At 70.3% G+C, this 15,149-nt stretch carries 13 protein-coding genes; 7 read left to right on the top strand and 6 right to left on the bottom strand.

What is annotated here, in order from left to right:
- The first annotated feature begins 41 nt into the window (after positions 1–41).
- Positions 42–1,799 (top strand): GAF domain-containing sensor histidine kinase, encoded by a 1,758-nt coding sequence (locus OG710_RS13480; RefSeq protein WP_111329590.1) that lies wholly within the window; start codon positions 42–44, stop codon positions 1,797–1,799.
- 63 nt (positions 1,800–1,862) lie between these two features.
- Here the strand turns inward: OG710_RS13480 and OG710_RS13475 are convergent, their stop codons facing one another.
- Complete coding sequence (locus OG710_RS13475; protein WP_330239560.1) at positions 1,863–2,729, bottom strand: Cof-type HAD-IIB family hydrolase; 867 nt, start codon at positions 2,727–2,729, stop codon at positions 1,863–1,865.
- 213 nt (positions 2,730–2,942) lie between these two features.
- On the opposite strand from OG710_RS13475, the gene OG710_RS13470 reads away from it, so the two are divergent.
- Positions 2,943–3,893, top strand: a complete 951-nt coding sequence (locus OG710_RS13470) for an LLM class flavin-dependent oxidoreductase (RefSeq protein ID WP_330239559.1) — start codon at positions 2,943–2,945, stop codon at positions 3,891–3,893.
- An 83-nt stretch (positions 3,894–3,976) separates the two neighbouring features.
- Here OG710_RS13470 and OG710_RS13465 read toward each other — a convergent pair whose 3' ends face one another.
- Both OG710_RS13465 and OG710_RS13460 read right to left on the bottom strand, forming a co-directional pair.
- Complete coding sequence (locus OG710_RS13465) at positions 3,977–4,519, bottom strand: RNA 2'-phosphotransferase (RefSeq protein WP_330239558.1); 543 nt, start codon at positions 4,517–4,519, stop codon at positions 3,977–3,979.
- A 180-nt stretch (positions 4,520–4,699) separates the two neighbouring features.
- Positions 4,700–6,472 (bottom strand): SDR family oxidoreductase, encoded by a 1,773-nt coding sequence (locus OG710_RS13460; protein WP_330242236.1) that lies wholly within the window; start codon positions 6,470–6,472, stop codon positions 4,700–4,702.
- Positions 6,473–6,842: 370 nt separating this feature from the next.
- Here OG710_RS13460 and OG710_RS13455 point away from each other — a divergent pair, with 370 nt between their 5' ends.
- The 5 genes from OG710_RS13455 (at position 6,843) to OG710_RS13435 (ending at position 11,412) form a co-directional block, all read left to right on the top strand.
- A complete protein-coding gene (locus OG710_RS13455; RefSeq protein ID WP_330239557.1) occupies positions 6,843–7,853 on the top strand; it encodes an ABC transporter ATP-binding protein in 1,011 nt (336 codons plus the stop codon).
- Entirely contained in the window at positions 7,843–8,751 is a 909-nt protein-coding gene (locus tag OG710_RS13450) for an ABC transporter permease (protein ID WP_330239556.1), read from the top strand. The genes OG710_RS13455 and OG710_RS13450 overlap by 11 nt, the downstream gene beginning before the upstream one ends.
- Positions 8,748–9,659, top strand: coding sequence for an ABC transporter ATP-binding protein (locus OG710_RS13445; RefSeq protein ID WP_330239555.1), 912 nt, complete (start codon positions 8,748–8,750; stop codon positions 9,657–9,659). Before OG710_RS13450 ends, OG710_RS13445 begins: the two co-directional genes overlap by 4 nt.
- Positions 9,660–9,686: 27 nt before the next feature.
- A complete protein-coding gene (locus tag OG710_RS13440; protein WP_330239554.1) occupies positions 9,687–10,406 on the top strand; it encodes an ABC transporter permease in 720 nt (239 codons plus the stop codon).
- A gap of 313 nt (positions 10,407–10,719) precedes the next feature.
- On the top strand, positions 10,720–11,412 hold the full coding sequence (locus OG710_RS13435) for a hypothetical protein (protein ID WP_330239553.1): 693 nt from the start codon (positions 10,720–10,722) through the stop codon (positions 11,410–11,412).
- Positions 11,413–11,532: 120 nt separating this feature from the next.
- Here the strand turns inward: OG710_RS13435 and OG710_RS13430 are convergent, their stop codons facing one another.
- From OG710_RS13430 to pheA, 3 genes are all read right to left on the bottom strand, one after another.
- Positions 11,533–12,339 (bottom strand): HAD family hydrolase, encoded by an 807-nt coding sequence (locus OG710_RS13430; RefSeq protein WP_330239552.1) that lies wholly within the window; start codon positions 12,337–12,339, stop codon positions 11,533–11,535.
- Positions 12,336–13,625 carry a serine--tRNA ligase gene (serS, locus tag OG710_RS13425; protein ID WP_330239551.1) on the bottom strand — a complete coding sequence of 430 codons (1,290 nt, stop codon included), beginning with the start codon at positions 13,623–13,625 and terminating at the stop codon, positions 12,336–12,338. Before serS ends, OG710_RS13430 begins: the two co-directional genes overlap by 4 nt.
- Before the next feature lie 576 nt (positions 13,626–14,201).
- A complete protein-coding gene (gene pheA / locus OG710_RS13420) occupies positions 14,202–15,137 on the bottom strand; it encodes a prephenate dehydratase (protein ID WP_111329533.1) in 936 nt (311 codons plus the stop codon).
- Positions 15,138–15,149: the final 12 nt, after the last annotated feature.

The raw sequence follows: 15,149 nt of genomic DNA, 5'->3' as shown, positions 1-15,149 counted from the left end.
TCCGACTTTCCTCAACAAATGGGACTAATTACGCTCTGGGTATGGCACAGGAGGAGCCCGACCACGCGGAGCCCCCCGTTCACGCGGAACCTCCCGACCACGGGGAAGCACCGGTGGACGCGGCGGAGACGGCCGAGGTGACCCGGAGCCTGCGCGGGCTGTCCACCGAGCTGACCGCCCGTGTGCCGCGCCTGCTGGAAGCCATGCGTTCGGTGGGTACCGGCCTCGAACTGCACTCCACGCTCGACCGGATCTGCGAGACGGCGGCCGAACTGGCCCATGCCCGCTACGCCGCGATCGGCGTGGTGGACGCGGAGGGCGAAGGGCTCTCCGACTTCGTCACCCACGGCGTTTCCGACTCGGTGGCGCGCGAGATCGGGCACAGGCCGGACGGCCACCGGGGTCTGCTCGGCGCCCTCATCCACGATCCCCGGCCCCTGCGCCTCGCGGACCTGACCACCGATCCGAGGTTCGCCGGCTTTCCGCCGGGCCACCCCGAGATGCGGACCTTCCTGGGCGTACCGATCAGGGTGCAGGGGGAGATCTTCGGCAATCTCTATCTCGCCGAGAAGGACGGCGGCGGCGAGTTCAGCGACTACGACCTGCATCTGGTGCGTGTCCTGGCGACGGAGGCCGGGATCGCCATCGGCAACGCCCGGCTGTACGAGGCCGCCCGGCAGCGCGAGCGGTGGATCGACGGCTCGGTGGCCGTGACGACCGCCCTCCTGTCCGGCGGGGACGCCGACGACGCGCTCACGGTGGTCGCCGAGCAGGCCCGCCGCCTCGCGGGAGCAGCGGCCGGAATCGTGCTGCTGCCCGCTGCGGACGGGGGTCTGGAGATCGTCGCGGTGTCGGCGGACGACCCGACCGACTCGCTCGGCGTGATCATCCCGGCCCAGAGCCCGGTGGTGGGGATGCTCCTGGGCGGAGAGGCGGTCTTCGTGGACGACTCGGCCACCGACACCCGCATGATCACCCGGCTCGCGGACCCCTTCGGCCCGAACATGCTGCTCCCGCTGCACAGCGGCGGCCGGGTGCTCGGCGCGCTCGCCACACCCCGCGCAAGAGGTGCCCGGCCCTTCACGGAGACGGAACGGACGCTGGCCACGCAGTTCGCCTCGCAGGCCGCGCTCGCCCTGATGATGGCGGAGGCGCAGCGCGACCGCGAGCGCCTCGCGGTGTACGAGGACCGCGACCGGATCGCGCGTGACCTGCACGATCTGGTCATCCAGCGACTGTTCGCGACCGGGATGATGCTGGAGAGCGCCCAGCGGCGGTCGGACGTGCCGGAGGTGCAGACCGGCGTCGGCCGGGCGGTCGACGAGCTGGACGTGACCATTCAGGAGATCCGGACCGCGATCTTCGCGCTCCAGCAGGAGCCGGCCGAGGCGCCGTCCGGGCTGCGCACGCGGGTGCTGCGCGAGATCAACATGGCGGCCGTGCCGCTGGGCTTCAAGCCGTCCCACCGCTTCGTCGGGGCGGTCGATTCCCTGGTCAGCGAGCTGACCGGCAAGAACCTGATCGCGGCACTGCGGGAGGCGCTGTCCAACGCCTTCCGGCACGCGGGAGCGGCGCGCATCGAGGTGGTCGTCGACGCGACCGTCACGCTGGACGACGGGCGCGGCGCCGTACGGCTCGCGGTCGCCGACGACGGGGTGGGCATGCCGGAGGGCGGGCGGCGCAGCGGACTGCGCAATCTGGCCCGCCGGGCGGAGTCGCTGGGCGGGGCCAGCTGGTTCGGACCGGGGATCGGGGAGGACGGAGGCGGCACGACGGTGGTGTGGCAGGCCCCGCTCTGAGGAGGCCCCGCTCGGAGGGGGCCCCGCTCGGAGGGGGCCGTGTTTCGTCGTCGTGGCCTGCTCTCAGCTCTCCGTGAGGTTCCCCGCGCGTTCGGCCAGGATGCGTTCGATGACGACGGCCACGCCGTCCTCGTTGTTGGTGGCGGTACGGCCGGAGGCCGCCGCCAGGGCGGCCGGGTGGGCGTTGCCCATTGCGTACGAGCGGCCGGCCCAGCTCAGCATCTCCACGTCATTGGGCATGTCGCCGAAGGCCACGACCTCGGCGGCCGCGATGCCGCGTTCGGCGCAGCACAGCTCCAGGGTGCTGGCCTTGGAGACGCCGGCTCCGCTGATCTCGATGAGCGCGGTGGGGCTGGACCGGGTGAAGGTGGCCCGTTCCCCGGCGGCCGCACGGGCGAGGGAGAGGAACGCGTCCGGGTCGAGTTCGCCGTGCCGGGCCAGCAGCTTCAGCACGGGCGCGCCGGCGCCCACGGCCCCCTCCTGCAGCAGCTTCTCGGCGACCGCGACGGTGGCGCCGGGGTCGAGGTAGAAGGGCGGGTAGGCGGGCTCGTAGTGGATGCCGGTGGTCAGCTCGACGGCGAACGAGGTGCCGGGAGCGGCGGCCCGCAGCGTGTGGACGACGTCCAGGGCCGTCGCCCGCTCCAGGCCCCGCACCTTCAGCAGGCGTCCGCCCGCGTGCAGATCGGCGACGGCGGCGCCGTTGGCACAGATCGCCAGACCGTGGCCGTGGACGTGGTCGCTGACGACGTCCATCCAGCGGGCCGGGCGTCCGGTGACGAAGAAGACCTCGATCCCCGCTGCCTCGGCGGCGGCAAGAGCCCGGACCGTGCGGTCCGAGACGGTCTTGTCATCGCGCAGCAGGGTGCCGTCCAGATCCGTGGCGATCAGCCGGGGAGCGGCAGGAGCGGACTGTTCGATAACGGTGGTCACCCGTACATTCTCGCGTACACAGTCGCACGGTCGTGCGGAGGGGCGCACATTTGAGAGCACACGCCCCTGACCTGGCGAACATTCCAGACGCATATGACAGCGTCCGTCGGGGGAGGGCGCTTGGGGGCCGACAAGTGCGTCCCTCGCTGCGACACCACCGTCCTCGCCCGCCCTGTCGGCGCGGCGGCTCCGCTCCCCTCGTAGGGTCGCCCCATGCGACTGAGCACCGTGATTCTGCCGATCCACCGCTGGAACCAGGGAGGCCGCGAGCGCTGGCGGCACGCCGAGGAGCTGGGCTTCCACGCCGCCTACACCTATGACCACCTGTCCTGGCGTGCCTTTCGGGACGGCCCGTGGTTCGGCGCACTGCCCACACTGACCGCCGCCGCTGCCGCCACCGAACGCCTCCGCCTCGGCACGCTCGTCACCTCGCCGAACTTCCGCCACCCGGTCACCCTGGCCAAGGAGTTGATCACGCTCGACGACATCTCGGGCGGGCGGATCACGCTGGGCATCGGCGCGGGCGGCAACGGGTTCGACGCGACGACGCTCCTTCGCAGCGACGAGGTGCCGTGGACGCCCCGGCAGCGGGCCGACCGCTTCGGGGAGTTCGTCACCCTGCTGGACGGCCTGCTGCGCGAACCGGCCGGAATGTCGTACGAGGGCGAGTTCTACGCGGCCACCGAGGCGCGGAACCTGCCTGGCTGTGCACAGCGGCCCCGGCTGCCCTTCGCCGTCGCCGCCACCGGGCCGCGCGGTCTCGCGCTCGCGGCGCGCCTCGGCCAGGCATGGGTGACCACCGGTGATCCGAAGCTGTACGAGGAGGGGAGCGGCGCGCAGTCGCTCGACGCCCTCGCGCGTCAGATGGACGGCCTGGGCCGGGCCTGCGCGGCAGCCGGGCGGGACGTGGCGGAGCTGGACAAGGTGCTGCTCACGGGGTTCACGCCGGAGTTCAACTCGCGTCTCGCGGTGGGCGCGGACCGGCCGTTCGACTCCGTGGACGCGTTCGTGGACTTCGCGGGCCGGCATGCGGAACTGGGATTCACCGAGATCGTCATCCATGCCCCGGTTCCCGTCGACGGGCCGGGGTTCGACGCGGCGGTGCCGGACGACAAGCTGTTCGAGGAGATCGCGACGCGGGGCGCGGCCCAACTGGCCGTCTGAGAGGCGGGGCGCGCGATGGCCTCCCCTGGGGCGCGTCCGGGGCGCACGTGGCCTTCTGGCCCGTGCCGCCTCCGGCCCTCGTCTCAGCCCGGCAGGCGCAGGAACGCGGCGGGCACGGCGGCGGTGAGCCACACTCCGTTGGCGCTGACCCAGAAGGTGTGACCGGCGCGGTGCATCGCCCCCGCGTCCACCGACAGCACGACGGGGCGGCCGCGCCGGGCCCCGACGCGGGTGGCGGTCTCCCGGTCGGGCGAGAGGTGCACATGGGTGCGGTTCATCGGGCGCAGCCCCTCCACACGGATCGCGTCCAGGGAGCGGCCGACGGTGCCGTGGTACAGGTACGCGGGCGGTTCGGCCGGCGGCAGGCCCAGATCCACGGCCACGGTGTGCCCCTGGCTCGCCCGGATGCGGTCGCCCTCGACGGCGAAGCGCCGCTTGTCGTTGGAGGCGACCACATGGTCCAGCTCCGACCTGCTGATCGGGAAGTGGTGGCGGGCCGCCGCGCGCAGCAGCTCGTCGACCGGCACCCAGCCCTGCGGGTCGAGCGTGATCCCGATCCGTTCGGGCTGGTGCCTCAGATGCTTGGAGAGGTACTTGGACACCTTGACGGTGCGTCTTTCGTCCATCCCTTCAGCGTCCTCCCGGCGGCGCCCCGGCGCATCCGCATTTCCTCTTCTTCCCGGCTTCACCGGAACGATTCCCGCTCGGAGGTTTGATCCACAGCCAACTCGACTTATCCACAGGTTCGTTGGCGATTCTGTGGACAACTGCGAGCCCGAGCCTGCCCCTTCCCGGCCGCCGGCGGCCTACAGCGGCGGCTTCAGGCGGGCGACACCCCGCAGCAGGCCGGGCCCGACGCGGGACAGGAACCGTACGGCGTGGGACTCCGGCGTCACGGGAACGACGGCCTGGTTGCGCACCACCGACCGCAGGACCGCGTCCGCGACCTTCTCCGGCGGGTAGTTCCGGACGCCGTACAGCTTGCTCGCCCGCTTGCGCAGCCGCTGCTCCTCCACCTGGTCCGTTCCCACGAACCGCGCGGTGGCCGTGATGCCGGTGTTGACGATGCCGGGGCAGATCGCGCTGACCCCGATCGACTTCTCGGCGAGTTCGGCGCGCAGACACTCGCTGAGCATCAGCACGGCCGCCTTCGACGTGCTGTACGCGGGCAGTGCGCGCGACGGCTGGAAGGCCGCCGCAGAAGCGGTGTTGACGATATGACCGCCCTGGCCGCGCTCCGCCATCTGCTTGCCGAAGAGCCGACAGCCGTGGATGACCCCCCACAGATTCACATCGAGGACGTTGCGCCAGTCCTCGGACGTCGTCTCCAGGAACGGGCCGGACAGCCCGATGCCGGCGTTGTTGACCAGCACGTCCACGACGCCGTACGCGTCGGCCACCCTGGCGGCGAGCTTCTCCATGGCCTGCTCGTCGCCCACGTCCACCGCCTCTCCCCACGCCTCGGGCGCCCCCGCCGACCGGGCCGCCTCCGCCGTCCGTTCGGCCCCTTCGGCGTCCTTGTCGACCGCCACCACCCGCGCGCCCGCCGCCGCGAAGGCCAGCGCCGTGGCGCGCCCTATCCCGCCGGCGGCCCCCGTCACCAGCACGAGTTGGCCGCCGAACCGCTCCGCGTACACCCCCTGGGGCCGGGCCTTGGCCGGGGCGCCGGTCTCCCCGGCGGACTCGACCGTCGTCGCGAACTCCGCGATCCAGGCGGCCAGCTGGTCCGGCCGGGTGCGCGGCACCCAGTGCTTGGCCGGGAGTGCCCGCCGGGTCAACCGCGGCACCCACGATTCGAGTTCGTCGTAGAGCTGCTCGGAGAGGAACACGTCACCGGTCGGCGTGATCAACTGCACCGGGACGTGGGCATGGGCGTCGCTGCGCGGTCTGCGCAGCCGGGTACGCACGTTGTCCCGGTAGAGCCATGCCCCGTGCGCAGCGTCGTCGGGCAGCGAGGGCGTCGGGTAGTCACCCGGAGGCACCTTCTCCAGCCGCTCCAGAATGCCAGGCCACACGGTGCCGAGCGGCCCCCGCCAGGCCAGTTCGGGCAGGACCGGGGTGTGCAGCAGGTACACGTACCAGGACTTGGCGCCCTGGCCGAGGAGCTGGCCGACCCGGCGCGGGGTGGGACGGTGCACCCGCCGCTTGATCCAGTGGCCGAAATGGTCGAGGGACGGGCCGGACATCGAGGTGAAGGACGCGATGCGGCCCTTCGTACGGTCCACCGTGGCGAACTCCCAGGACTGGACCGAACCCCAGTCGTGCCCGACGACATGCACCGGGCGGTCCGGGCTCACCGCGTCGGCCACGGCCAGGAAGTCGTCGGTCAGCTTCTCCAGCGTGAAACCGCCGCGCAACGGCTTCGGCGCCGATGAACGGCCGTGCCCGCGTACGTCGTACAGCACCACGTGCCACTGCCCGGCGAGTCGCGCGGCGACCTGCGTCCAGACCTCCTTGCTGTCCGGATACCCGTGCACGAGGACGATCGTCGGCCGTGCGGCGTCCCCCAGCTCGACCACGCACAGCTCGATGCCGCCCGTGGCCACCCGGCGTTCGCGCGCCCCCGGCAGGTCGAGCAGACGCGGGCCGCCGTTCCCTCCGGAACCGCCCGTGCCCGTGGGCCGTTCATTCCTTCGTCGTGACGCCATGCGACCGTCCGTCCCTGCCGTGTGCGGTACGTGCTCGTAACGTGACACCGATGAATCTCGCAATGCCCGGCGGCCGCGTCAAGGGGGTCGCGCAGCCTGTGGAAAACCCCTTCGCGCAGGCCATCGCCGCTTCGCTCCGGGGCTGGGGTAGTCCTTCGTGACGGTGCCCTTACGGGTCCCCTACAACTCGAGGCTGATGCCGATCCAACCGTGTGGTCTGACGACTGCTGTGGCCCGCGCCACTACCGTCGGTCGGGTGAATGTCATTGTTGCCGAAGGTCTGAGTAAGCGGTTCCCCCGTGTGACCGCGCTTGACCGGCTCACCCTGGACATCGGCCCCGGTGTGACCGGGCTGGTCGGTGCGAACGGAGCCGGCAAGTCCACATTGATCAAGATCCTGCTGGGTCTGTCCCCCGCCACCGAGGGCCGGGCCGCGGTGCTCGGGCTCGACGTCTCGACGAGTGGCGCCGCCATCCGCGAGCGGGTCGGCTACATGCCGGAGCACGACTGCCTGCCGCCCGACGTCTCGGCCACCGAGTTCGTCGTGCACATGGCGCGCATGTCGGGGCTGCCGCCGACCGCCGCCCGCGAGCGCACCGCCGACACCCTGCGCCATGTGGGGCTGTACGAGGAGCGCTACCGGCCCATCGGCGGCTACTCGACCGGCATGAAGCAGCGCGTGAAGCTGGCCCAGGCACTGGTCCACGATCCGCAGCTGGTCCTGCTGGACGAGCCGACCAACGGTCTGGACCCGGTCGGACGCGACGAGATGCTCGGCCTCATCCGCCGCATCCACACCGACTTCGGCATCTCCGTCCTGGTCACCTCGCACCTGCTCGGCGAGCTGGAACGCACCTGCGACCACGTCGTCGTGATCAACGGCGGCACGCTTCTGCGCTCCAGCTCCACCAGTGACTTCACCCAGATCACCACGACCCTCGCGGTCGAGGTCACGGACAGCGACGACCACCCGGACGGCACGGACGCCCTTCGGCGTTCCCTCGCCGGGGCGGGCGTCAAACTCCTCGGGCAGGACGGCCTGGACACCCAGGGACTGCCCGGCGCCGGACACATCCTGCTGATCGAGGCGACCGGCGAGGAGACGTACGACCTCGTGCGCGACAGCGTCGCCGGCCTCGGACTCGGCCTCGTACGGATGGAACAGCGCCGCCACCACATCGCCGAGGTGTTCCGCGACGACGAAGCGGCACCGCGCTCCGTGCCGGCCCACGCCGGGCCCGCACCACAGGCCGGAGTCGTACAGCAGGCCGGAGCCGTACTGCAGAAGGGGAGCGGACGCGATGAGCACTGAGTCCGGCGCCGTGACCGGGAGCGAGACCTCCCGCATCCACAACATCGGCTACCGCGCCTACGACGGCCCGCGCCTCGGCCGCGCCTACGCCCGCCGCTCGCTGTACTCGCAGACCCTGCGCGGCGCCTTCGGGCTCGGCCGTTCGGCCAAGTCCAAGGTGCTGCCCATGCTGCTGTTCGGCGTGATGTGCCTGGTGGCGGCGATCATCGTCGCCGTCGCCATCGCCACTCCGGGGACGACTAAACTTCCGCTCCAGTACACGCGGTTCGCGATCTATCTGCAGGCCGTCATCGGTCTGTTCGTCGCCGCGCAGGCGCCGCAGGCGGTCTCCAGGGACCTGCGGTTCAAAACCGTGCCGCTGTACTTCTCGCGGCCGATCGAGCACGGCGACTACGTCCTCGCCAAGTTCGCCGCCATGGCGTCCGCGATCTTCGTGCTGACCGGTGCGCCGGTCGTGATCCTCTACATCGGCGCACTGCTGGGCAAGTTCGACTTCGCGGACCAGACGAAGTGGTTCGCCCAGGGGATGGTCTCCGTGCTGCTGCTCTCCGTTCTCTTCGCGGGCCTCGGCCTGGTGATGGCCGCGCTCACCCCGCGCCGGGGCTTCGGCGTCGCCGCGGTCATCGCGCTGCTGACCATCACCTACGGCGGGGTCTCGACCGTCCAGGGCATCGCCTGGTCCACCGGATCGGAGAACGCGGTGGAATGGCTGGGGCTGTTCTCGCCGATCACGCTGATCGACGGGGTGCAGACCGCGTTCCTCGGGGCGACCTCGGCCTTCCCCGGCGGGGCGGGGCCGGGCGCCGGGTCCGGCGTCGTCTATCTGCTCGTTGTTCTCGCGCTGATCGCCGGCTCGTACGCCGTGCTGATGCGCCGCTACCGGAGGGTCGGGCTGTGACCACCATCGAGATCGACCACACCTCCCGCTGGTTCGGCAATGTGGTCGCCGTCAACGACGTCAGCATGACCGTGGGTCCGGGCGTCACCGGCCTGCTCGGCCCCAACGGCGCGGGCAAGTCCACGCTGATCAACATGATGGCGGGTTTCCTGGCCCCCTCGACGGGCACGGTCACGCTCGACGGCAAGCCCATCTGGCGCAACGAGGCGGTGTACCGGGAGATCGGCATCGTGCCGGAGCGGGAGGGCATGTACGACTTCCTGACCGGCCGCGAGTTCGTGGTGGCCAACGCCGAACTGCACGGACTGGGCAAGGCCGAGGCGGCCGCGGCGCTGGCCACGGTCGAGATGGAGCACGCGCAGGACCGCAAGATCTCGACGTACAGCAAGGGCATGCGCCAGCGCGTGAAGATGGCGTCCGCGCTGGTCCACCACCCTTCCGTGCTGCTGCTCGACGAACCGTTCAACGGGATGGACCCGCGCCAGCGGATGCAGCTGATGGAACTGCTGCGCCGGATGGGCGCGGAGGGCCGTACGGTCCTCTTCTCCTCGCACATCCTCGAAGAGGTCGAACAGCTCGCCTCGCACATCGAGGTGATCGTGGCGGGACGGCACGCGGCGTCCGGCGACTTCCGGCGCATCCGCCGGCTGATGACCGACCGTCCGCACCGCTATCTCGTACGGTCCAGCGACGACCGGGCCCTGGCCGCCGCGCTGATCGCCGACCCGTCGACAGCGGGGATCGAAGTCGACCTGAGCGAGAACGCTCTGCGTATCCAAGCGATCGATTTCGCCCGGTTCACCACGCTGTTGCCCAAGGTCGCGCGCGAGCAGGGCATCCGTCTGCTGACCGTTTCACCGTCCGACGAGTCCCTCGAATCGGTCTTTTCCTATCTCGTAGCGGCCTGATCGAGGCCGACAAGGAGCTGTGACGTCATGTACGACCCCACAGTCGCCCGGCTCACCTACCGGGCGTTGCTCGGCCGGCGCCGGGCCGCCATCCTCTTCGTCCTGCCCGTGCTGCTGATCGTCATCGCGGTGGCGGTGCGATGGTTCGCCGGGGCCGACGATCAGGTGGCCTCGGACGTGCTGGGTGGATTCGCCATCGCCACGATGGTCCCGCTGATCGGCGTGATCGCCGGTACGGGCGCCATCGGGCCGGAGATCGACGACGGCTCGATCGTCTACCTGCTGGCCAAGCCGGTGAGCCGGCCGACGATCATCTTCACCAAGCTGATCGTCGCGATCGCGGTGACCATGGTGTTCTCGGCCGTCCCGACGATGGTCGCGGGCCTGATCCTCAACGGCAACGGCCAGCAGATCGCGGTGGCGTACACGATCGCCGCCCTGGTCGCTTCGATCGCCTACAGCGCGCTGTTCCTGCTGCTGGGTACGGTCAGCCGGCACGCCGTGGTGCTGGGCCTCGTCTACGCGCTGGTGTGGGAGGCCCTGTTCGGCAGCCTGGTGCCCGGTGCGCGCACGCTCAGCGTGCAGCAGTGGGCGCTCGCGCTCGCCGAGAAGACCGGCGGCAACGGGGCGATCACCTCGGACGTCGGGCTGCCGCTCGCCACGGTCCTGCTGGCCGCGGTCACCGTCGTGGCCACCTGGTACGCGGGGCAGAAGCTGCGCGCGCTGAAGCTCGCCGGCGAGGAGTGAGCGGGCGCTCCCTCGACATGCGAAAACCCCCCGGCCCTTCGGTCGGGGGGTTTTCGCATGTCGGACAGTCCTACGCGTAACTGTACGGTTATCGGTGCGTTGTTCACGGTGCGTGGAGGCAACTGGAATCCGTGGCGTCGTAGCGTTCGTGAATGTGCAGATGGCCGGTACGGCGAGGGAACACCCGCCGGCCGGTTCCCGGAGTGAGTGGCAACCGTGAGCGTCCTCCGCCCCTGAAGCCCTGGGAAGAGGGCTGTCGATCCCCCCTGTCCATTTCCCGTGGATTTCACCAGCGGAAGGCAGAAGACAGCTCATGCCAACAGAAGTCGCCTTGATCGAATCACGCGCGTTGCGTGTCGAACAGATGGGGCGCGTCGATGCCCTGGACAAGGTGAAGATCCTTGTCATGCTCCCCGACGGGATTCACGTTCGCACAGAGGACGTGGCTCGTTACTTCGAAGTATCCACAAAGACGGTCAGGAGGCTGACCGACCGGCACCAGAACGAGCTCTCCGAGAATGGAATGCATGTGCTGCGAGGCTCTGAGCTGCGTGACTTCCATAGCGACACGATGTCGCTATGGGGCGGCGAGGAGGGTGGAAGTTATCCACAGGCAGCCACTCAGCTCCGTCTCTACACCCGCCGAACCGTCCTCAACGTCGCCATGCTCCTTCGCGACAGCGACGTCGCTCGGTGCGTGCGTACGTATCTGCTCGACGCCGAGCAGGACCTGCGCGCGGGATACGCGTCGCTCGAACACCGCGTGACGCGGGTCGAGAGCCACCTGGCCGGCGTGGGCATCGCGCTCCAGGAGCTGGGCCCGGTCCTCAGCCGGATGTCGCACCGGCTGGACAGCCTCGACCGGAGGCTGGAGGTCACCCATCAGGTGGTCGGCGCCATGAGCGCGCGGCTCAGCGGGGCGGCCGAGGGCGTCGACCGGCTCGACGGGCGCATGGACGCCCTCGCACGCAACCTGAAGGAGCTGAACCGCCGCAACACGCGCTGATCCGGGGCCGCAGGTCCTGGTGACGGCGTAGGAAAAGGCTCAGGGGCCGAGGCAGTACCCCGGCCCCTGAGCCGCACGAGCAAGTCCGCGGCCGAGCAGGCCCGCGACCAGCGGTGAGGGCTACGACGCCCCGAGCAGCCGCTCCAGCACCACCGCGATGCCGTCGTCCTGGTTCGACGCGGTCGTCTCCTGGGCGACGGTCTTCAGGTCGTCATGGGCGTTGGCCATGGCCACCCCGTGCCGTGCCCACGCGAACATCGGGATGTCGTTGGGCATGTCGCCGAAGGCGATCGTGTCCGCCGCCTTCACGCCCAGCCGGCGCGCCGCGAGCGAGAGCCCGGTGGCCTTGCTCAGTCCCAGCGGAAGGATCTCCACGACCCCCGGCCCCGCCATGACCACGTCCACCAGATTGCCGACCGCCGCCCGCGCGGCCTTCGCCAGCTCGTCGTCGCCCAGCTCCGGGTGCTGTATGTACACCTTGTTCAGCGGGGCTTCCCACAGCTCGGCCGGGTCCTGGACGAAGACGGACGGGTGCGGCCCCTCCTGCACCTGGTAGCCCGGCCCGACCAGTACATCGCCGTCGAGCCCGTCGCGGCTCGCGGCCAGCGCCAGCGGGCCGACCTCCGCCTCGACCTTGGAGAGGGCGAGTCCGGCCAGCTGCCGGTCCAGGGTGAGCGAGGTGAGCAGCCTGCGCTCACCTGCGTGGTAGACCTGTGCGCCCTGGGCGCAGACGGCCAGGCCCTCGTAACCGAGGTCGTCCAGGATGTGCCGGGTCCAGGGAACGGCCCGGCCGGTGACGATGATGTGCGCCGCTCCGGCCGCGGCGGCGGCCTTCAGGGCGTCGCGCGTCCGTGCGGAGACGGTGTGGTCGTCGCGCAGCAGGGTGCCGTCGAGGTCGGTGGCGACGAGCTTGTAGGGAAATGTCACTTGGCGACCGGTTCCAGGAGTTCGCGCCCGCCCAGGTAGGGACGGAGCACCTCGGGCACCCGCACCGAACCGTCGGACAGCTGGTGGTTCTCCAGGATCGCCACGATGGTGCGCGGGACGGCGCACAGCGTGCCGTTCAGCGTGGCCAGCGGCTTCATGACCTTCTTGCCGTCGCGGTTGTCCCGCATCCGGACCGAGAGCCTGCGGGCCTGGAATTCGCCGCAGTTGGACGCCGATGTGAGCTCGCGGTACTTGCCCTGGGTCGGAATCCACGCCTCGCAGTCGTACTTCCTGGTGGCCGACGCCCCCAGGTCGCCGCTGGCGACGTCGATGACCTGGAAGGGCAGCTCCAGGCCGGTGAGCCACTGCTTCTCCCAGTCGAGCAGGCGCAGGTGCTCGGCCTCCGCGTCCGCCGGGTCGACGTACGAGAACATCTCGACCTTGGTGAACTGGTGGACCCGGAAGATGCCGCGGGTGTCCTTGCCGTACGTCCCCGCCTCGCGGCGGTAGCAGGACGAGTAGCCGGCGTAGCGCAGCGGCAGCTTCTCCGCGTCGATGATCTCGTCCATGTGGTACGCGGCGAGCGGTACCTCGGAGGTGCCGACCAGGTACTGGTCGTCCTTGTCGAGGTGGTAGACGTCGTCGGCGGCCTGGCCGAGGAAGCCGGTGCCCTCCATGGCGCGCGGGCGGACCAGCGTCGGGGTCAGCATGGGGGTGAAGCCGGCCTCGGTGGCCTGGGCGATCGCCGCGTTGACGAGGGCGAGCTCCAGCAGCGCGCCCACGCCCGTCAGGTAGTAGAAGCGCGAGCCGGAGACCTTGGCGCCGCGCTCCATGTCGATCGCGCCCAGTGCCTCGCCGAGCTCCAGGTGGTCCTTGGGCTCGAAGCCCTCGGCGCCGAAGTCACGGATCGTCCCGTGCGTCTCCCGGACGACGAAGTCCTCCTCGCCGCCGACCGGCACGTCCGGGTGGACGATGTTGCCGAGCCGCAGCAGCAGGTTCCTGGTCTCCGCGTCGGCCTCGTCCTGGGCCGCGTCGGCCGCCTTGACGTCGGCCTTGAGCTGCTCGGCGCGCTTCAGGAGCTCGGTGCGCTCCTCGGGGGACGCCTTGGGGATGAGTTTGCCGAGCGATTTCTGCTCGGAGCGGAGTTCGTCGAATGCGACCCCGGACGACCTGCGCCGTTCGTCGGCGGAGAGCAGGGCGTCGACGAGTGCGACGTCCTCTCCCCGGTTGCGCTGGGAGGCGCGAACACGGTCGGGGTCCTCACGAATCAGGCGAAGGTCAATCACTCCCCCAGGCTACCGGGGCCCGCTTCCGGCGCTTGAACCGATGGGCACAAGCGTGGCGCTTTGCCCGAATTGCCACTATTCGGCATTCTGGGTTCGTGCCGCATCGGCCTTGCGTGAAGGGGGAGTTGCTCGCCGCTTGTCCACAGGGGTGAGTGGTTCGTCAAAGTTATCCACAGGCTGTGGGGGAAGTCTGTGGACATGGATGGGGTCATTCCGGGCGGCCGGTGGAAACGCGTGGATTCATGGTTCAAACCTGCTTTGCGCGCTCATTCGGGTGGGAATTGCTAGCCCTAAAGAGTTGATCAATGGAATTGTGCTGACACCGGGCGGCCTGGAACTCTGTGGACGGGTCCAGGTGGGCTGTGTTGATTTGTCGACCATGTCGGATTCCAGTGTCGACTTGTCCCCAGGCATGGATGCGCGCCTGTGGATAACTTTTCAGTGAGGACAATCCGCTGATCCCACCAGCCGTGTGGACAGGGCTGTTCCCCGGCCACCGCCTGGGTAGCCGGGTGGCCGGGTGGCCGGGGCATCGGGCCCGTGGCTGTCAGACCCCCGTCGTGCGGACGGCCGCCGTCAGGCCCGCCCGTCCTGGTTGCGCGCCAGCCAGTCGGAGGCCTCGGTGAACTCGGCGTCCGACGTACCGGCGCGCAGAGGGCGTACGTCCGCCGGGGTCACACCGGCCCTCGGATAGGAGCCGAGGAAGCGCACATTCGGGCAGATGCGCTTGAGCCCCATCAGCGCCTCACCGACCCGCCGGTCGGCGATATGGCCCTCGGCGTCCACCGCGAAGCAGTAGTTGCCGATGCCCGCCCCGGTCGGCCGCGACTGGATCAGCATCAGGTTCACCCCGCGCACCGCGAACTCCTGGAGCAGTTCGAGCAGGGCGCCGGGATGGTCCTCGCCCAGCCAGATCACCACGGAGGTCTTGTCCGCGCCGGTCGGCGCCGCGGGCCGGGCCGGCCGGCCCACCAGTACGAAGCGGGTCTGCGCGTTCTCCGCGTCGTGGATCTCGGTCACCAGCGGTTCGAGCCCGTACGTGGCCGCCGCGAACTCGCCCGCGAACGCCGCGTCGTACCGGCCCTCCTGGACGAGCCGTGCGCCGTCCGCGTTGGACGCCGCCGACTCCCAGACGGCCTGCGGGAGATGAGCGGCCATCCAGTTGCGCACCTGCGGCTGGGCGGCCGGGTGGGCGGTGACCGTCTTGATGTCGGACAGCTTGGTGCCGGGCCGAACGAGCAGTGCGAAGGTGATGGAGAGCAGCACCTCGCGGTAGATCATCAGCGGTTCGCCGCTGGTCAGCTGGTCGAGGGTGGTGGTGATACCGCCCTCGACGGAGTTCTCGATCGGTACGAGCGCCGCGGCGGCCGTACCGTTGCGCACCGCGTCCAGAGCCGCCGGTACGGAGACCATCGGGACGAGTTCGCGGGTGGCGGATTCCGGGAGCGTACGGAGGGCGACCTCGGTGAAGGTGCCTTCAGGGCCGAGATATGCGTAGCGCGTGGCGGACATACCGTCACCCTA

Source organism: Streptomyces sp. NBC_00525, from assembly GCF_036346595.1.
Taxonomy (GTDB): Bacteria; Actinomycetota; Actinomycetes; order Streptomycetales; family Streptomycetaceae; genus Streptomyces.
This window is presented reverse-complemented; position numbering and strand designations above follow the sequence as displayed.

Bases quoted from the DNA above. Each gene is read 5' to 3' on its own strand.
- OG710_RS13440 (WP_330239554.1), top strand. From the start codon at position 9,687: ATGTACGACCCCACAGTCGCCCGGCTCACCTACCGGGCGTTGCTCGGC.
- OG710_RS13480 (WP_111329590.1), top strand. From the start codon at position 42: ATGGCACAGGAGGAGCCCGACCACGCGGAGCCCCCCGTTCACGCGGAA.
- OG710_RS13435 (WP_330239553.1), top strand. From the start codon at position 10,720: ATGCCAACAGAAGTCGCCTTGATCGAATCACGCGCGTTGCGTGTCGAA.
- OG710_RS13450 (WP_330239556.1), top strand. From the start codon at position 7,843: ATGAGCACTGAGTCCGGCGCCGTGACCGGGAGCGAGACCTCCCGCATC.
- pheA (WP_111329533.1), bottom strand. From the start codon at position 15,137: ATGTCCGCCACGCGCTACGCATATCTCGGCCCTGAAGGCACCTTCACC.
- OG710_RS13470 (WP_330239559.1), top strand. From the start codon at position 2,943: ATGCGACTGAGCACCGTGATTCTGCCGATCCACCGCTGGAACCAGGGA.
- OG710_RS13465 (WP_330239558.1), bottom strand. From the start codon at position 4,519: ATGGACGAAAGACGCACCGTCAAGGTGTCCAAGTACCTCTCCAAGCAT.